This is a genomic window from Pseudomonas sp. HD6515 (assembly GCF_024971855.1).
GTDB lineage: Bacteria > Pseudomonadota > Gammaproteobacteria > Pseudomonadales > Pseudomonadaceae > Aquipseudomonas > Aquipseudomonas alloputida.
Map to the genome: position 1 here is coordinate 4,859,585 of NZ_CP079827.1, position 17,272 is coordinate 4,876,856.

General features: G+C 63.9%; 20 protein-coding genes and 1 riboswitch. Of the genes, 3 read left to right on the forward strand and 17 right to left on the reverse strand.

Features of this window, described 5'->3' with window-relative positions; all coding sequences use genetic code 11:
• Nucleotides 1–208 precede the first annotated feature (208 nt).
• Both KW568_RS22480 and KW568_RS22485 read left to right on the forward strand, forming a co-directional pair.
• Nucleotides 209–691 carry a hypothetical protein gene (locus KW568_RS22480; RefSeq protein WP_003252489.1) on the forward strand — a complete coding sequence of 161 codons (483 nt, stop codon included), beginning with the start codon at nucleotides 209–211 and terminating at the stop codon, nucleotides 689–691.
• 146 nt (nucleotides 692–837) lie between these two features.
• Nucleotides 838–2,118, forward strand: coding sequence for an OmpP1/FadL family transporter (locus tag KW568_RS22485; protein WP_003252486.1), 1,281 nt, complete (start codon nucleotides 838–840; stop codon nucleotides 2,116–2,118).
• 42 nt (nucleotides 2,119–2,160) lie between these two features.
• Here the strand turns inward: KW568_RS22485 and KW568_RS22490 are convergent, their stop codons facing one another.
• Nucleotides 2,161–3,090 carry a LysR family transcriptional regulator gene (locus KW568_RS22490; protein ID WP_003252484.1) on the reverse strand — a complete coding sequence of 310 codons (930 nt, stop codon included), beginning with the start codon at nucleotides 3,088–3,090 and terminating at the stop codon, nucleotides 2,161–2,163.
• 114 nt (nucleotides 3,091–3,204) lie between these two features.
• On the opposite strand from KW568_RS22490, the gene KW568_RS22495 reads away from it, so the two are divergent.
• Nucleotides 3,205–3,465: a DUF2798 domain-containing protein gene (locus KW568_RS22495; protein ID WP_003252481.1), complete on the forward strand. Its 261-nt coding sequence runs from the start codon at nucleotides 3,205–3,207 to the stop codon at nucleotides 3,463–3,465.
• 144 nt (nucleotides 3,466–3,609) lie between these two features.
• On the opposite strand, the gene KW568_RS22500 is transcribed toward KW568_RS22495, so the two are convergent.
• The 16 genes from KW568_RS22500 to KW568_RS22575 all read right to left on the reverse strand — a co-directional run bounded on the left by KW568_RS22500 (nucleotide 3,610) and on the right by KW568_RS22575 (nucleotide 17,248).
• On the reverse strand, nucleotides 3,610–4,161 hold the full coding sequence (locus tag KW568_RS22500) for a glutathione peroxidase (protein WP_003252479.1): 552 nt from the start codon (nucleotides 4,159–4,161) through the stop codon (nucleotides 3,610–3,612).
• Nucleotides 4,162–4,207: 46 nt separating this feature from the next.
• Nucleotides 4,208–4,330: a hypothetical protein gene (locus tag KW568_RS22505; protein ID WP_003252477.1), complete on the reverse strand. Its 123-nt coding sequence runs from the start codon at nucleotides 4,328–4,330 to the stop codon at nucleotides 4,208–4,210.
• Nucleotides 4,327–5,529: an MFS transporter gene (locus KW568_RS22510; RefSeq protein ID WP_060538689.1), complete on the reverse strand. Its 1,203-nt coding sequence runs from the start codon at nucleotides 5,527–5,529 to the stop codon at nucleotides 4,327–4,329. The genes KW568_RS22505 and KW568_RS22510 overlap by 4 nt, the downstream gene beginning before the upstream one ends.
• Before the next feature lie 63 nt (nucleotides 5,530–5,592).
• Complete coding sequence (locus KW568_RS22515) at nucleotides 5,593–5,997, reverse strand: MarR family winged helix-turn-helix transcriptional regulator (RefSeq protein WP_004575323.1); 405 nt, start codon at nucleotides 5,995–5,997, stop codon at nucleotides 5,593–5,595.
• 62 nt (nucleotides 5,998–6,059) lie between these two features.
• A complete protein-coding gene (locus KW568_RS22520; RefSeq protein WP_082431506.1) occupies nucleotides 6,060–7,175 on the reverse strand; it encodes a glycoside hydrolase family 5 protein in 1,116 nt (371 codons plus the stop codon).
• Nucleotides 7,176–7,400: 225 nt separating this feature from the next.
• Nucleotides 7,401–8,123 (reverse strand): adenosylcobinamide-GDP ribazoletransferase, encoded by a 723-nt coding sequence (locus tag KW568_RS22525; RefSeq protein ID WP_014860997.1) that lies wholly within the window; start codon nucleotides 8,121–8,123, stop codon nucleotides 7,401–7,403.
• Nucleotide 8,124: 1 nt separating this feature from the next.
• A complete protein-coding gene (locus KW568_RS22530) occupies nucleotides 8,125–8,691 on the reverse strand; it encodes a histidine phosphatase family protein (RefSeq protein ID WP_060546111.1) in 567 nt (188 codons plus the stop codon).
• Nucleotides 8,688–9,743 carry a nicotinate-nucleotide--dimethylbenzimidazole phosphoribosyltransferase gene (cobT, locus tag KW568_RS22535; protein WP_003252465.1) on the reverse strand — a complete coding sequence of 352 codons (1,056 nt, stop codon included), beginning with the start codon at nucleotides 9,741–9,743 and terminating at the stop codon, nucleotides 8,688–8,690. The genes KW568_RS22530 and cobT overlap by 4 nt, the downstream gene beginning before the upstream one ends.
• Nucleotides 9,740–10,261 carry a bifunctional adenosylcobinamide kinase/adenosylcobinamide-phosphate guanylyltransferase gene (cobU, locus tag KW568_RS22540; protein ID WP_003252463.1) on the reverse strand — a complete coding sequence of 174 codons (522 nt, stop codon included), beginning with the start codon at nucleotides 10,259–10,261 and terminating at the stop codon, nucleotides 9,740–9,742. The genes cobT and cobU overlap by 4 nt, the downstream gene beginning before the upstream one ends.
• A gap of 1 nt (nucleotide 10,262) precedes the next feature.
• Nucleotides 10,263–11,717, reverse strand: coding sequence for a cobyric acid synthase (locus tag KW568_RS22545; protein ID WP_014860998.1), 1,455 nt, complete (start codon nucleotides 11,715–11,717; stop codon nucleotides 10,263–10,265).
• Entirely contained in the window at nucleotides 11,714–12,706 is a 993-nt protein-coding gene (cobD, locus tag KW568_RS22550; RefSeq protein ID WP_087534850.1) for a threonine-phosphate decarboxylase CobD, read from the reverse strand. Before cobD ends, KW568_RS22545 begins: the two co-directional genes overlap by 4 nt.
• On the reverse strand, nucleotides 12,699–13,607 hold the full coding sequence (cbiB, locus tag KW568_RS22555; RefSeq protein ID WP_003252455.1) for an adenosylcobinamide-phosphate synthase CbiB: 909 nt from the start codon (nucleotides 13,605–13,607) through the stop codon (nucleotides 12,699–12,701). The genes cobD and cbiB overlap by 8 nt, the downstream gene beginning before the upstream one ends.
• Nucleotides 13,604–14,254, reverse strand: a complete 651-nt coding sequence (bluB, locus tag KW568_RS22560) for a 5,6-dimethylbenzimidazole synthase (RefSeq protein ID WP_003252453.1) — start codon at nucleotides 14,252–14,254, stop codon at nucleotides 13,604–13,606. The genes cbiB and bluB overlap by 4 nt, the downstream gene beginning before the upstream one ends.
• Nucleotides 14,251–15,546, reverse strand: coding sequence for a cobyrinate a,c-diamide synthase (locus tag KW568_RS22565; RefSeq protein WP_012053452.1), 1,296 nt, complete (start codon nucleotides 15,544–15,546; stop codon nucleotides 14,251–14,253). The genes bluB and KW568_RS22565 overlap by 4 nt, the downstream gene beginning before the upstream one ends.
• Nucleotides 15,543–16,154, reverse strand: a complete 612-nt coding sequence (gene cobO, locus KW568_RS22570; RefSeq protein WP_003252448.1) for a cob(I)yrinic acid a,c-diamide adenosyltransferase — start codon at nucleotides 16,152–16,154, stop codon at nucleotides 15,543–15,545. The genes KW568_RS22565 and cobO overlap by 4 nt, the downstream gene beginning before the upstream one ends.
• Before the next feature lie 119 nt (nucleotides 16,155–16,273).
• A riboswitch (cobalamin riboswitch) is annotated at nucleotides 16,274–16,495 on the reverse strand.
• Nucleotides 16,496–16,714: 219 nt separating this feature from the next.
• The gene (locus tag KW568_RS22575; RefSeq protein WP_003252446.1) at nucleotides 16,715–17,248 is read right to left on the reverse strand and encodes a C40 family peptidase; all 534 of its coding nucleotides are present in this window, start codon (nucleotides 17,246–17,248) and stop codon (nucleotides 16,715–16,717) included.
• Nucleotides 17,249–17,272 lie beyond the last annotated feature (24 nt).

Sequence of the window (17,272 nt, forward strand, 5' to 3'; positions counted from 1 at the left end):
GCAAGACTGCCTGAACGCTTTTGGCGTAATTGCCTTAGGGCATATAGCCCGGAGCATCAGGCAGTAATCGATTTAAAAACAGCTCTTTACACCACGATTATCACACTACACTTCAACTCGAGCGGTGCTTTCCGCTCCCGGCGGGCCTGATCATTCACCAGCTGCCAAGCTCCAGCGCCCGTCCGGCCCTTACCTGCTCGAGGGCATCATGGGTATTGCGGCGAATGAATTGTGTCAGTATGTGATCCGACCCACCCTGGTCTACCTGAACCGTCACTGTGCCAGCGCCGAAGCCTTGCTACTGGGTATCGCCGCCAGCCAGTCAGCACTCGGCTCAGCCCTGCACGACCGACGTGGGCACGGCCTTTACCGCATCGGCGAACATCGTCACCAGGCGCTCTGGGACGAATACCTGGCCCGTGACCCCGACCTGGCCAGCCTGGTCCGCGGCCTGGCCAGCCAGCACGCCTTCCTGGGTGGCCCGCACCTGGAGCTCACCGTCAACCTGCGCTATTCCACTGCCATTGCCTGGATGCTCATCGAAGAGCAGGCCACCCCATTGCCTGCGGCGGACGATCTACTGGCACTGGCGCGAATCTGGCGGCAGATTTTCAACCCCCAGGGTCGTCTGCGCGACTTCACCCACGCCTGGCATGCCTGCATAGATCAGAAATTGCCACAGGCATCTTGAGACGCGTCCTACAAGTAAACCGGAAAAAAGGGAATTTTGGTCGGATTGTCCTACAAAACCGCACTAACTCCTGCGATTGAGCCTATAGCGCGGCGCGTGATTTGTTGGTAGCTTTTCGCCCCGGAGACCCAAGGAGTTTTCTAATAATGAAAAAAGTAATGCTCAAAACCTCCCTCGGCGTAGCTGTTGCGCTTGCTTCCAGCCAACTGCTCGCCGCCGGGTTCGCGCTGAACGAACAAAGTATCAGCGGCATGGGAACCGGTTTTGCGGGGCGCTCGTCCTCCGCCGAAGATGCCAGCACTGTGTATGGCAACCCGGCCGGCATGTCCCGCCTCAAGCGCGAACAATTCACCGTGGGCGGCGCTGCCGTCATCGCCAAGACCGACATATCGGGCCCAGGCAGCAACTTCGGGGGGGAAACCGATGGTGACATGGTGCCTCTCGTTGGCGTACCCATGGGCTATTACGTCAAGCCGATTGATGATCACTGGAGCGTTGGCTTCGGCGTTTACGTGCCATATGGCCTGATCACCGACTACGGCAGCGATGACGCTGCACGCTACTGGGGCAAGAAGAGCAAGGTCGAGGTTGTCACCTTCCAGCCAACCGTCAGCTACGCCTTCAACGACAAAGTGTCGATCGGTTTTGGCCCGACTATCAACCGTATCAAGGGTGAACTGGGTTCGAACCTGAGCAGCAAGGCCCTCCTGGGGCCCAATGGCCCTGATGGCGAGACCAAGATCAAGGGCGACGACACTGCGATCGGTTACAACATCGGCGTTATGGTACAAGCTACGGACCGTACCCGTCTGGGCCTGACCTATCACTCGATGGTCGACTACAAGCTTGAAGGCAATACCCGCGTTTCCTACCCGATTCCACAGCTTGGCCTGAACGGCAAGTTCGACGCCAGCCTGAAAATCAAGACACCAGAGTCAGTGGACTTCTCGGTCACTCATGAACTGGATGACCATTGGACACTGTATGCGGGTAGCACCTGGACGCGCTGGAGCCGCCTGGAAAGCATCGTCGTCGAGAACGAAGCGCCGGCAGGCTACCCGTTGAAGACCATCACCGAAGAGCAGAACTGGCACGACACCTGGGCCCACGCCATTGGTGCGTCCTACAAGGTGAACAAGGAGTGGACCCTGCGCGCAGGCTTCTCCGTCGACCAGTCGCCCACCAACAACCATGATCGCTCGCCACGCATTCCGACTGGCGATCGTAAAGCGGTCAGCTTTGGTGCCGGCTGGAGCCCGAACGATGACATGACCATCGACGTTGCCTATTCGTATCTGTGGGAAGAGGATACCAAGGTCAACAACCTGCCAAGCTCGCAGCAACAAGGGCTGTTGAAAGGCAGCTACCAGGCCAAGTACGAGAACAGCGCTCACGGTATCGGTGCATCCCTCACCTACCGCTTCTGATTCCTGTGCGTGACATGAAAACCGCCCTCGTGGCGGTTTTTTTCATGCCTGCACTTGCCAGCTGTCGCCCAGGCATTCGCGCAGATAGTCCATGAATGCGCGCACCTTGGTGGTCATGGCAAAGCGATCGGCCAGGCACAGGTAGATGTCCATGGGCTCGGTCTGGGCGTAAGCCTGGCTGCTGTCGCAGTATTCGAACAGCGGCACCAAGGCCCCCGAGGCCAGGTGCGGCCGCACGATGAACTCGGCCAGACGGGTGATGCCACCATCGTGCAAGGCCATCTGGGTCAGGGCATCGATATCGTCGCTGATCAATACAGTGCCGAATTCCGCTTCGAAGCGCAGGCCGTCCCGCATGAAGCCCCAGCGCAAGAAGCGGCCATCCACCGGATAGCGAAACACCAGGCAACGGTGCCCGCGCAAGGCCTCGGGCGTGGCAGGTACGCCAGCACTTTGCAGGTAACCGGGTGAGGCACAACAAATGAACGGGATGCGGGCGATGCGCCGGGCCAACAGCTGGTCTTCGAGCTGCGGGGCAATGCGCAGGCTCACATCAACGTCTTCACGGGCATGGTTGACCCGACGATCAGTCGTTACCAACTCTATCGAAAGTAAAGGGTAGCGGGCACTGAAAGCAGGAATCAATGGCGCCAGCACATGACGGCCGAAGGCAGAGGTCGAGGCAATGCACAGCCGCCCCTGAGGCTCGCTGTCGGGTGTTGTAACCGCCTGTTCGGCCAGGGCCAAATCACGCTCGATATGCTTTACACGCTCGTAATACTGGGCGCCAGAGGGCGTCACGGCCATGCTGCGGGTGGTTCGACTGAGCAGGCGAACTTGCAGGTGGCTTTCCAGCCGCGCCAGGTTCTGGCTGACGGCTGCCGGACTAAGGCCGAGGATACGGGCACCAGCGGCGATGCTACCGGCTTCGACCACTTTGATGAAGCAGCGAATGGCGTTGAGCAGGTCCATGGGGAGCGCCTGGATTCGTAAGAATTTCTTTATAAAGAACTCAATGCCGCGGGTCTACAGCTGCAGACGTGCAGGTTGCTAATCTGCGCTTCCACTCAGTTTTCAGGAGTTCGCATGAGCAACCTGCCCCGATCGCGCAGTCGACGTAAATTGCACCCGGTCGCTACCCCCTACGTTTTCGCGTTCTACATGTCGTCGATCATGGCGCTGTTGATGTGCTTCGTGATCACGGCGGCCAATGCCGGGTTTACCCCGGAGTATCTGGGCAATGTGCTCAAGGCCTATCAGCTGGCGATGCCGGTGGCATTTGTGTGTGTGCTGGTGGTCCGGCCGGTGGTGGTGCGGTTGGTGGCGATTACCGTGCATGCACGGTGAAGTCACCCGCAGCCAGCCACTTCCTGTTTTTGATCTTGATCTTCGCGACTTCAGGAGGCCTGCGCTCGGCCTCCTGAAGTCGCAATCTGCGTCGCCTGAACTACCGCGCGCTTAGACGCAAAAGCCGCAGCAAGCACAGCCTGGTTACTGCTGTGAGGCGATGGCCTTTTCGATAGCGGCGCGGAACGCAGGATCATCCGGTTTGGTCAGGCTGGAGAAGTTACCGATCACCTTGCCCTTGCGATCGACAACATACTTGTAGAAATTCCACTTCGGCGCACTGCTCTGGCTGGCCAGCTCCGCAAACAGCGGTATCGCATCCTTGCCCCGCACCGCCTGCGTCTTGGTCATGGTGAAGGTGACACCGTAGTTGGCATAGCAAACCTTGGCAGTCTTCTCACTGTCGGCGTCTTCCTGCTTGAAGTCATTGGACGGCACGCCGAGCATTTCCAGGCCTTGCTCGTGATATTCCTTGTACGTCGCCTCAAGCCCCTCGAACTGCGGGGCAAAACCGCAATAACTGGCAGTATTCACCACCACGAGCGGCTTGCCGGCAAAGCGCTCGCAGAGGTCGACCTGCCCCTTACCGCGCAATTCCGGCAGGCTGCCCTGCAACAACGCCGGGCAATCTGCAGCCCAGCTTGATGTACTGGCAAGCAGGGCCAGCACCGGCACCGTCAACCAATGTGCACGCATGACTCGTCTCTCCTGCATCGCTACCTTTGAACTTGCAGGGTAGCGCCTAACAAACACCCATGCCCAGTTGCATCAACGCCATCCCTCCCTGATGCCAGCCCCACCACACCAGTGCCAGCACCAGCAGCACGGCAATAGCCAACAGCCCGCGGACCAGGTAACGGTTCATGCAGCCTGTGCCTGCAGGCGTGAAACCGGGCGTTCGCGCACCGGCCAGTTAAGGGCAGCGGCCAACAAGCTGAGCAGGATGGAAATCTGCCAGACCACGTCGTAGCTACCGGTGCGGTCATACACCACCCCACCCAGCCAGCCCCCCAGGAACGCACCCAACTGATGGAACAGGAACACGATACCGCCCAGCATGGACAGGTTGCGCACCCCAAACACCGTGGCCACAGTGCCATTGGTCAACGGAACCGTGGACAACCACAGCAGCCCCATGGCAATGCCGAACAGGTAAGCACTGAACTCGCTCACCGGCGCCCACAGGAACAGCACGATCACCACCGCACGCAGCAGGTACAACCCGGTCAGCAGGCGCGGCTTGGACATGCGCCCGCCCAACCAGCCAGCAGTGAAGGTACCGACGATGTTGAACAGGCCGACCAGCGCCAGCACTGTCGTACCGGTGGCCGCAGCCAGGTGCTGGTCAACCAGGTAGGCCGGCAGGTGAACGCCAATGAATACGACCTGGAAGCCACAGACAAAAAAGCCCAGCGCCAGCAACCAGAAGCCAGAGTGCGTGCACGCCTCGCGCAGCGCCTGGCCCAGGGTCTGCTCGGCACCGTGACTGGGTAACGGGCGATCGCGCAGCAGGCCGACGAAAGGCACGATGAACGCCACCAAAAGGCCCAGTACCAGCAACGCTGCCGACCAGCCCAGCCACTGAATCAGGCCTTGGGTGCCCGGCAACATGGCGAACTGGCCGAATGACCCGGCGGCGCTGGCGATCCCCATGGCCATGCTGCGCTTTTCGGCCGGCACGGCACGCCCGACCACACCGAGAATGACCGAGAACGACGTGCCAGACAGGCCGATGCCGATCAGCAAGCCCGCACTCAGCGACAACGACCAGGGCGAATCAGCCAAGCCCATCAAGATCAAACCGACGGCATAGAGAATACCGCCGATGATGACCACCCGCGCCGCGCCAAGCCGGTCGGCCAAGGCGCCGGCGAACGGCTGCGCCAGGCCCCAGATCAGGTTCTGCAGGGCAATGGCGAAGGCAAAAACCCCACGCCCCCAGCCGAAATCAGCACTCATCGGCCCCAGAAACAGGCCAAAGCCGTGCCGTACGCCCAGAGACAGCGCCAGTATCAAGGCCGCCCCCACCAACACCCATCCGCTGGTTCGCCACACCGAAGTCATTGTCGTTATCTCCAGCACATCGCAAGGTTTTGCGGGTATATACCCGCTTATAGTCGTTTCACTTCAGGCCAGTTGTTCCAGCAGTCGCACCAGTTCATCCCGCTGCCCCACCCCAAGCCGTTCAACCAGTTCTTTCTGGGCCTGCTCCCAGGCTGGGTGGGCAACGTGCAGCAGTTGCTTGCCCGCCTCGGTCAACAGCACCACGCGGTTACGCTGGTCGTCGCCCTCGCCCAGTGCTACCAGCCCATCCGCCTCCAGCACACGCAGGTTGCGGCCCAGGGTACTGCGCTCGAGCCCCATGGCTTCGGCCAGGGCTGTGATGCTGGGTCGGTCGAGCCGCTGCAGGTGCCGCAGCAGGGAAAACTGGGCGACATTGACCCCGAAGCCGGCAAGGGCTTCGTCGTAATGCCGGCTCACGCCGCGGGCGGCGCGACGCAGGTGGGTACAGATGCATTCACTGGTCAGCATGGATACGTGTATATACCCGCGTACTGAGTGTTGCAAGAAGTTTCACGAAAGAGTGAGAAGCGTCAGTCCGGGTTCAAGCGCCTGCGGATCGGCTCGAACTCAACCGTGGCCTTGCGCACCAAGGGGTCTGGCGCGCCCTGCTCGACCGCCTGCCAGTAGCGCCACGGCACCTTCGCCGTGCCCAGCTCGTAGTCCATGCCATCCCAGTTGTCTTCACGAAAGCTATAGAACGCCCAGTGCAACCGGTTGCGATCCAGCACGACGAGTACATCTTCAAGGTACTGCCGGCAACCCGGCAGCCTGCGCATGCAGCCAAACTCACCCACCACCAGGCGAGAAAGCGGCAGCCCCATGGCCTCGGCCCATGCCAGCGGCTGGCGCAGGTAACGCTCAACTCGCCGCCCATCCCACAGCTGTGTCTGCCCGGCAAAAGATACGGGGCCTGGATAGGCGATGGGCTGTTTGCGCGCCATATTCGGCGCACTGGTTGCGGCATAGGGCTCGTACATGTGCACGCTGTACAGCACTCGCGGGTCTTCCAGCGGCGCCGACCAGTAGCCGAACGCGTCTGCGCCTGCATACCAGCCGGCATCGACCATGATCGGCGTATCAGTGTCTTCTTCGCGTATGGCCGCTATCAGTTGCCGGTACAGCAAGGGCAGATCGCGCGCACCGCCCTGCGCTTGCGCATACCACTGCTGCATCTGCCCGAGTTCGGCATGTTCAGCCAGGCCGCCCTGTTTCTCCGGTGCGGGCTCATTGATCAGGTTGTAGGCCGCGATGGCCGGATGACTTTTCAGTTCGCGCGCCATATCTCGCCAGAACGCCGCAGCCTGGGACCAGTAACGTTTGTCTTGCCACAGGCGATCATCGAACTGGCCCTGGTTGTTTTGCGACCAGCGCATACCCGGTAGCGAGAGTGGCGCGATGACCACCTTGAGCCCCGCCTGGTGCGCCCGGTCGAGGGTGGCACGCAGCACAGCCAGGTCGGCGTCGGGCAGGCCTTCATAGGTATCGGCGCTGCCGAGGAGGAAATCACGTTTCACGGGTTGCCATTTGTCGTACGACAGCCGCACCCATGTGGCGCCGTACCCCCTCAGGGCATCGAAGTAGGCTTGATCGGGTGGCAGCCGGTTGAAGCTGTTGCCGCCGTGGCGTGGGGTGTCCCAGAACGCCATGAGGTCTGCAGCAGAGGCTGGGAGGGTGGACAGGACCAATAGACTGGCAAAGATCCAGTGACGCACGGGAAGCCTACCTGGTTGCTTGGGGGAGGCTGAAGATACGCCGACAAGGAAGAGGCAGGCGCTTCCGGACCGTTTCTGGAAGTTACTGCCCCTCCACACCTATGGCGTGCTGCGAAAGCACCGCAAAGCAGCCGCTAAAGGGCCGTCCAGATCAAGCGCTCAAAGCCCCAGCGCCAACCCGAGCACGACGGCCAGCTCCAGCAGCTCCAGCAACGCACCGGCGGTATCACCGGTGGTCCCGCCCAGGCGCCGGCACATCAGATGCCGCAACCAGGCAAACACCGCCAGCGCCAGCAGCACGCTCCATCCGCCCAGGAAGAGGCAGAACAGCACACAAACCAGCAACACCCACCCCGCCGCGCGCCGGGGCATATGTTCGGCCAACGCCTGGCCCAACCCGCCAGGTCGCACATAAGGTGTACAAAGGAACAGGCCCAACATCGCCGCCCGCCCGATCAGCGGCGCCAGCAGTAATTGCGCCCCGATGCCCTGCCCGACCAGCACCCACAGTGCGCAAAACTTCAGCAACAACACCAAGACCAGGGTGACCACGGCAATCGGCCCACTGCGCGGGTCTTTCATGATCCGCAAGGTGCGCTCACGGTCGCCGAAACCACCTAGCCAGGCGTCGGCACTGTCCGCCAGGCCATCCAGGTGCAAGGCACCACTGAGCAGTACCCACAGTGTCAGCAGCAAAGCCGCGTGCAGCGGCGACGGCGTGCCCTGAAGCAGATGACTGGCCAACCACAGCAGCAAGCCGAACAGCAACCCGACCAGCGGGTAGTACAGCAGCGAACGCCCTACCTCACGCGGTGCCGGCATGCCCGGCAGGCTCACCGGCAGGCTGCTGAGAAATTGCAGGGCGATCCAGAACGGCAACATCTCAGGGTGCCTCGACCAGTTGCCCATCGCCACCTGGCACCAGCCGCATCAACGCGCCATGGCCCACCTCGACCTGCAGCAACTGCTCCCTGGGCAAGCCACGGGCACGGGCCAGTAACAGTCGCATGACGCCGCCATGGGTGACCAGCAGCACGCGCTTGCCGGCATGTTGAAGGCGCAAACGCTCGACAGCCGCCAGCACCCGTTCGGCAAACGCCTCGACCGGCTCGCCATTGGGCGGTGTGAAGGCGTAAGGGTCGGCCCAGAAACGGCCCAGTGCATCAGCCTGGTGCTCCATGATCTGCGCGGCACTTTGGCCCTCCCAATCACCGAAGTGCAGTTCCTGCAGGGCGGGCTCACGCTGCACAGGCAGGTTCAACTGCGCACCCAGCTCATCGGCAAAGCGCCCACAGCGTTGCAGCGGCGAACTGACCAGCACCTGCCACGGGCCGGCGTCGGCCACGGCGCGGCGCATCTGCGCCCAGCCCTTGTCGGTCAAGGCATCATCAAGGCTGCCACGCAGGCCGCCCTGTTCCGTTTCACCATGGCGCAGCAAGTCGAGGATCATGCCGGGCGGTCCGCCACCGCGGCCTCGGCAAAGGTCGCCATCTGCCCATGCAGCGCACAGGCCAGGCGCAACAGCGGCACCGCCAAGGCAGCGCCACTGCCCTCACCCAGGCGCAAGCCCAAGGCCAGCAGGGGCTCGGCCTGCAGTGCAGCAAGCAAGGCCTTGTGCCCGGGCTCAGCGCCCTGATGAGCGAACAACAGCCAGGCCCGACACTGCGGGTTGAGGCGCACTGCCACGAGCGCAGCGACACTGCAGATAAAGCCATCCACCAGCACCGCGACACCCGCCTGCGCACAACCTATGTAGGCACCGACCAACGCCGCGATCTCGAAACCGCCAACACAGCCCAGTACCTGCAACGGGTCTTCAGCACGCAGGCCATGCAGGCGCAGCGCCCTCTCGATGACTTCAGCCTTGTGCTGTACCCCGGCGTTGTCCAGGCCAGTGCCAGGGCCGCTCAGCTCCGACGCCGGACACCCCAGCAGAACACTGGCCAAGGCTGCGGCGGCTGTGGTGTTACCAATGCCCATCTCGCCACCGATGAACAGCTGTGCGCCCTGTTCGGCGCCGCGCTGGGCACTGTCGCGACCGGCCTGCAAGGCCGCTTGCAGCTGGTTTTCGGTCATCGCGGGTTGACGGGCAAAGTTGGCAGTACCAGTGCCCAGGCGCAGATGGCGCACGCCGGGCAGTTCCAGCTGCGCGTCAATGGTGCCCAGGTCGACCACGTCCAGGCTGGCCTGCAGTTGCCGCGCCAGCACACTGATCGCCGCGCCCCCGCCGACGAAGTTACATAGCATCTGCCCGGTTACCGCCTGCGGATAGGCCGAGATGCCCTCTTCGACCACGCCGTGGTCGCCGGCAAAAATGGTGATGGCAACCTGATCGAGCGTGGGTCGTTCAAGCCCCTGAAGGCCAGCCAGCTGAATCGCCAGCGCTTCAAGTTGGCCGAGCGAGCCTGCAGGTTTGGTCAGTTGCTGCTGACGGGCGCGGGCTTGGTCCATGGCGGCGTTGTCGAGGGGTTGGCAGGCGTCACGCCACCAGGCTTGGGTCATAGTGCAGGTCCTTTGAGGATTAAGGGCAGGCCGGCCACGGTCAGCACGACACGCTGACAGCGTTCGGCCACGGCCTGGTGCAGCCAGCCGGCCAGGTCGACATAGCGCCGGGTCAGCTCGCCCATGGGCACGACGCCCAGGCCGGTTTCGTTACTGACCAGGATAAGGGTGCCAGGTAACTGTTCCAGGCACGCCAGCAGGGCATCACGCTCCTCGGCCAGGCGCTGGTCATCTTCCAGCATCAACAAATTGGTCAGCCACAGGGTCAGGCAATCCACCAGCAGGCAGCGCCCTTCGGCCGCTTCGGCGCGCAGTACCGCGGCCAGGGCCAAGGGCTCTTCGATCAACCCCCAGTCATCCGGCCGGCGCTGACGATGCAGCAACACGCGTTCGTTCATTTCGCCATCCAGCGGCTGGCTGGTGGCGATGTAGGTCACCGGCAAGCCGCTGGCACTGGCCAGTTGTTCGGCCAGGCGGCTTTTGCCAGACCGGGCGCCACCGAGAATCAGGTTACGCATGTCAGGCTACCCCACACAGTTGGCGCAACTGCGCGGTGTCCAGGTGCTTCTCCACCAGATCAGCCAGGCGCTCGATGTCGTGTTCGCGCAACGCTTCGTAGTCGATAGCCTGCACATCCTCCAGCCCGGCCCAGCGCAATAGCGCGGCACACGACTGGCTGCCTTCGAACAGGCCATGCAGGTAGGTGGCGAGGATCTGGCCATCGGCACTGACAGCGCCATCATGGCGGCCATCAGCCAGTTGGACCGCGGGTTGCGCCAGCGCAGGCCCCGTCGTAACGCCAGCATGAATTTCATAACCGGTTACCGTTGCCGCTTCAAGGCTCAGCGTGCCGGCCACATTGCGCAGTTGCTTCTCGGCTTCGAGCACCGTGGCATAGTCGAGCAGGCCGAGCCCCTGGCTAGAGCCTGCGGCCCCCTCCAGCCCCAGCGGGTCATGCACTTCCCGCCCCAGCATCTGCAGGCCACCGCAGATACCGATCAGCTTGCCGCCATAGCGCAGGTGCCGCTCGATGGCCTTGTCCCAACCGCGCTCGCGCAGTTGTGCCAAGTCGCCCCGCACGCTCTTGGAGCCCGGCAAGATGATGAGGTCGGCAGCCGGAATCGGCTGGCCTGGCCCAATGAACTGCAAGTCCACCTGCGGGTGCAGGCGCAGCGGGTCGAAATCGGTGTGGTTACTGATACGCGGCAGCACTGGCACGATCACCTTGAGCACACGCGCGTGCTTGACGCCTTGACGCACATCGATACCGTCTTCGGCTTCCAGGTGCAGGTCGGTAACGTAAGGCAGTACGCCCAGTACCGGTTTGCCGGTGCGTTGTTCCAGCCAGTCCAGCCCTGGCTGCAGCAGGGCGATATCGCCACGGAAGCGGTTGATGACAAAACCTTTGACCCGCGCCTGTTCAGTGGTCGACAGCAGTTCCAGCGTGCCCACCAGATGGGCGAACACACCACCGCGGTTGATGTCGGCCACCAGGATCACCGGGCAGTCCACCGCTTCGGCAAAGCCCATGTTGGCGATATCGCCGGCACGCAGGTTGATCTCTGCCGGCGACCCCGCACCCTCGACCATGACCACCGGGTACGCGGCACTCAGGCGTTGATGAGACGCCAGCACCGCTTGCATGGCCGTGGTTTTATAGTCGTGGTAGGCCACTGCATTCATGCTGGTGACCGCCCGACCGTGGATGATGACCTGGGCGCCGGTATCGCTGTTGGGCTTGAGCAGCACCGGGTTCATGTCGGTGTGCGGTTGTAGCCGGCAGGCCTGGGCCTGCACCGCCTGGGCACGGCCGATTTCACCACCATCAGCCGTCACCGCGCTGTTCAGCGCCATGTTCTGGGGTTTGAAGGGCACCACAGCGACGCCCTGGCGCAACAGCCAGCGGCACAACGCGGTCACCAATGTGCTCTTGCCTGCGTCGGAGGTGGTGCCTTGCACCATGAGGGTCGTCATGCCGTTTCCTTCTGATAAGCCGCCAGGGCCTGGGCCAGGCGCTGTTCGTCCGCCGTGCAGGCAGGCAACCCCAGGCGCACGGCTGCCGGCTGTTCGAACAGCCGTACCAGGATGCCGCGCCGGGCGAGAAATTCATGCAGCCGCGCAGCATGCTCGCTACGCACGTACTGGAACAGGTCGCAGCCACCACTAGGCGCCAGGCCGGCACTGCGCAACACGTGCGCAAGCTGCTCGCTGGCAGCAGCACAGCGTTCGGCCTGCGCGCGCTGGGCAGTCTGATCTGTCAGGCTGGCCTGGGCCAGCACCCGGGTCGGGCCGTTGACGGTCCAGGGGCCGAGCAGCTCGGCCAGGCGCAGCAGCAAGCTGTGTTCGGCGGCAACGAAGCCCAGGCGCACGCCGGCCAAGCCGAAGAACTTGCCAAACGAGCGCAGCACGATCAGCCCCGGGCGTTCGGCGCAGTCCACCACGCTGTCCGCCGGGGTGTTATCCATGAATGCTTCGTCGACCAGCAGCCAACCACCGCGGGCCGCCAGGCGAGCATGCCAAGCCAGCAGACGTTCACGCGACACCCGTTGGCCGGTCGGGTTGTTGGGGTTCACCAGCACCAGCACATCGAGGCCGTCGAGCGCAGCCTCAACTTGCGCCTCATCCAGCGCCAGCAATTGGTGCCCCGCCCGTTGCCAGGCATAAGGATGTTCGGCATAGCACGGCGTCAGCACGCCAACCCGGGCCGTTGTACGCAGCAGCGGCAAGGCCTGGATAGCGGCCTGGGAGCCGGCTACCGGCAGCAACTGGCGGGCGCCGTAATACGCGCGCGCGGCGTCCTCCAGGCCGTCCTCGGTTTCTGGCAGGCGGGCCCAGGCGTCGACGGGAATCGGCGGGACAGGAAATGGCCAGGGCGCAATGCCGCTGGACAGGTCGAGCCACTGCTCACGGGCAATACCGTATTGCTGCACCGCGCGTAACAGGCGGCCACCATGTTCAAGCATTGATATAGGCCCCCAGGCAAATCATCAGCAGCCACAGCCACACACCGCGCTGCACCAGCTGCCAGCCGCGCTCGATGGCATCGGCATCGGCCACTGGACCCTCGCCCAGACGCGGCCGCTCATGCAGTTCGCCGTGGTACACCGCCGGGCCACCAAGCTCGACGCCCAGCGCGCCGGCGCCGGCAGCCATCACCGGCCCGGCGTTGGGGCTGTCCCACAGCGGGCCCTGTTTGCGCCAGCAGGCCAGGGCCAGACGGGTCTTGCCCAACAGCGCATAAGTCAGGGCTACCAGCCTTGCAGGTATGTAGTTGAGCACATCGTCGATGCGCGCCGCGCACCAGCCAAAGCGCTCGAAACGTTCGTTACGGTAGCCCCACATGGCATCCAGCGTGTTGCTCAGGCGGTACAGCACCACGCCTGGCGCGCCGGCCACCACAAACCAGAACAACGCGGCGAACACTGCATCGCTGCCGTTCTCCAGCACCGACTCGGTCGCCGCTCGGGCCACTGCTGGCTCGTCCAGTTCGCGCGTTTCGCGGCTGACCAGGTAGCCAACGCGGTGCCGCGCCTCCGCCAGGTCGCCCTGGCGCAAGGCGTTGGCCACCGGCAGCACATGCTCGCCCAGGCTGCGCAGCCCCACGGCGCAGTAAAGCGCCAGCACGTCAACCAGCCAGCCAATATACGGCAGCCACGAAAGGACCAGCGCCACCAGGGTCAGCGGCACCACCGCCAGAAACCACGCGCTCACGCCGTGGCTGCGCCAGCCGCGCCCGCCCGCATTCAGGCGGCGCTCCAGGGTGCCGGCCATGTTGCCGAACGCCACCAAGGGGTGGCGCCGCTGTGGTTCGCCCAGCAAAGCGTCCAGGGCCACCCCGGCCACGGTCAGCAAGGCCACGCTCATTGACGCTCTCCCCATTGGTTTTCGTAAAGCATTTCACTCAGGGGCCGCTCTTCGGCCCAGCTTTCCTGCACCAACATCGGCACCGGATAGAACGCGGCGACCGGCCCAAGGCACAGTACCGCCACCGGCTTGGCCCCGGCGGGCATGCCCAGCAGCGCGGCCAACGCCTGCGGGTCGAACAGCGACACCCAGCCCATGCCCAGCCCTTCGCCACGCGCGGCCAGCCACAGGTTCTGGATGGCACAGGCCAGCGAGGCCAGGTCCATCTCCGGCAGGGTGCGGCGGCCGAAGATGTGAGGCTCGCGGTTGTCCATCAAGGCCGCCACCAGCAGCTCGGCACAATCGTTTATGCCCTCCACCTTCAATTTCATGAAGGCATCGGATCGCTCGCCCAACGCCTCGGCCGTGCGTACCCGCTCCGCCTCCACCAAGGCCTGGATGCGCCCGCGCAGGTCACGCTGGGTGATGCGGATAAAGCGCCACGGCTGCATAAGCCCGACACTGGGCGCCTGATGCGCGGCCGCCAGCAAGCGGCCAAGCAGCTCGGGCGCCACCTGGCCACCCGCAAAATGGCGCATGTCGCGGCGCTCGCCGATGGCCCGGTAAATGGCGGCGCGCTCGGCGTCGCTATAGGCGTGATCATTCATGGTCGCAACAGTGCCGCCGCCGCATCCGGGCAGGAAGGGAAATAGAAGTGCACGTAAGAGGCCGTCAGCCGGCCCAGACGATAAACCGCCTCGTTGCCACGCCCGCCGTTGGGGCTCAGCCCCCGGGCAATCGGTTCCAGCGCAGTGCTGGTCAGCGAATGGTGATAGGTGTGACCGCGCAAGGTCCCCTCCGGCAGCTCCACCGCCTGCAGCGCCAGGGCGGCCAGGCGCTTCTGCATGGTCGCCTCACCCGGCAGCAGGCCGAGCAGTTCGGCACGTTCACCGGCCACGTCAGTCAGGGCATCGAGCAGGTAAAGCATGCCGCCGCACTCGGCCAGCAATGGCTTGCCCTGCGCGTGGTGGGCGCGGATCGCCTCGCACATCGGTGCGTTGGCGGCCAGCGCATGGTGATGCAGCTCAGGATAACCACCCGGCAGATACAGGCTGTCGACCGCCGGCAGTTCGTGGTCGTGCAGCGGCGAGAAGAACACCAGCTGGGCACCCTGGTTGCGCAACAGGTCGAGGTTAGCGCCATACGTGAAGGCGAACGCCTCGTCCCGCGCCACGCCAATGCGCACACCGGCCAGCGAGGCCACGCAGGCTTGCGGTTCAGGCTCGGCAAAGCTGACTGGCGGCGGCAACGCCGCATCGCAACTGGCGCCCAACGCTTCGGCGGCAGCGTCCAGGCGGGTGTCCAGGTCATTCAGCTCGCTGGCCTGCACCAGGCCCAGGTGGCGGCTGGGCAGTTCGATGCCGCGTTCGCGGGACAAGCCGCCATACCAGCGCAAGCCCTCGGTCAGGCTGCCTTCGAGCAGTTGCGCATGACGCAGGCTGCCTACCCGATTGGCCAGCACGCCGGCGAACGGCAGATCGGCCTGGTACCGCGCCAGGCCCAGGGCCAGGGCACCGAAGGTCTGGGCCATGGCTGTGCCGTCGATCACCGCCAGCACCGGCACGCCAAAGTGGCGCGCCAGGTCAGCGCTTGACGGGGTGCCGTCGAACAGCCCCATCACCCCTTCGATGAGGATCAGGTCAGCCTCGCCAGCAGCTTCCCACAGCAGCCGACGGCTTTCCTCGGCACCGATCATCCACAGGTCCAGCTGATACACCGGCGCGCCACTGGCCCGTTCGAGAATCATCGGGTCAAGAAAGTCGGGCCCGCATTTGAACACCCGCACCTTGCGCCCGAGGTTGCGGTGCAGGCGGGCCAGCGCAGCAGTGACGGTAGTCTTGCCCTGGCCTGAGGCGGGTGCCGCGATCAACACGGCGGGGCAGTGGCGCGATCGACTCACAGTTCGACGCCCTTCTGTGCGCGGATACCGGCCTGGAAGGCGTGCTTGAGCATGCCCATTTCGGTCACGGTGTCGGCCAGTTCGATCATCTCAGGCTTCGCAGCGCGGCCAGTGACAATCACATGCTGCATGGGCGGGCGGGCCTGAATGTCGGACAGTACCTGGTCCAGGTCGAGGTAGCCATGTTTGAGGGCGATGTTGAGCTCGTCCAGCACCACGAACTGTACACCAGGGTCCTGCAGCAACTGGCGCGACACCGCCCAGGCGGCTTGCGCAGCGGCGATGTCACGCTGGCGGTCCTGGGTTTCCCAGGTAAAGCCCTCGCCCATCACGTGGTAGCGCACCTGTTCAGGGAAGCGACGGAAGAACAGCTCCTCGCCGGTGCTGTTGCGGCCCTTGATGAACTGCACCACACCGCATTGCATGCCGTGGCCCAAGGCGCGCGCGAGCATGCCGAAGGCCGAACTGCTCTTGCCCTTGCCATTGCCGGTCAGCACCAGCAGCAGGCCGCATTCGTTAGGGGAATTGGCGATGCGTTCGTCGATGACCGCCTTCTTGCGCTGCATGCGCGCCAGGTGGCGTTCGTCGCGTTCGGTGGAATCGCTCATCAGGGTTCTCCGCTGGCTGGCACCACGGCAATGCGCGGCGACAGGTAATAGGCAGGCAAACGGAGAACGCGCAGAGGCCATGGCTGGGCGCCACGGTGCACCGCGCATCACCCTCCGTGATGCCGTTGGCAGTATCAGGCCGGTCTCCGGGCTTGTGAGTGGGCCTTGGCCCTGGCCTGCGCGCCTTCCCGGATGCTGGCATCCAGTGGCCCTGCGCGGCCTTTTACTCATCCACCGTTGCGGGGGCAGCGCCGGAATCGCGCCATGCTGGCGCCCACCGGCTTCCCAGTTTCACCCTGCCCAGTCGGGGCTGGCAGGGCACCTGAAACACGCCGCGAAGGTTAGAGGGTTGCACCGGGAGCGTCAATCGAAGCGGGTGATGCCGCCAAAGTATGCGCGACTTCAATGAGGCCGGCGCGAGGCCAGCTGAAGCAGGCCAAGGCGGGATACCGGTGGCCGACGATGGCGACAATGTGATTTTGGCGGGTGGTCGTAGCCCCCTGAATCTCGGCAGCCTGTAGCGGCCCCAAGCTCAACGGGACCGCTTACAGGCATGGATATCAAGGGTTCTGTGCCAGATGCCCTTGCGGAATCACCCGCTTGGCCTGCAGGTAGGCCTTGGCCCAGTAGCTGTTCGACAGGTAGTCCAGGCGCACGGTGCCACCGGTGGAAGGTGCATGCACGAAGCGCCCGTCCCCGACATAGATGCCGGCATGGCTGACCTGCGAGCCGCCACTGGTGGCGAAGAACACCAGGTCACCAGACTGCAGCGAACTGACATCCACCGTCGGTGCGCGCATGACAATCATCTCTCGCGTCGAGCGCGGCAGGCTGATGCCAGCAGCATCACGGTACACATACTTGATCAGGCCGCTGCAGTCGAAGCCGGAGTCCGGCGTATTGCCCCCCCAACGATAGGGCGTGCCAACCAGACCAATGGCGCGGATCAGTACGTCATCGGCAATCGGTGAAGGACTGGGCTGGCTATAGGTAACCTGCGGCTGTACCACAGGGGCCGGCGCAGGCGCACGGCTGGAGCATGCAGCCAGCAAGGCTGCCAAGGAGAAAAATGCGAAGCGCGCCATCTTTACCATGGCCAGAACATCCTGTCTGAGACC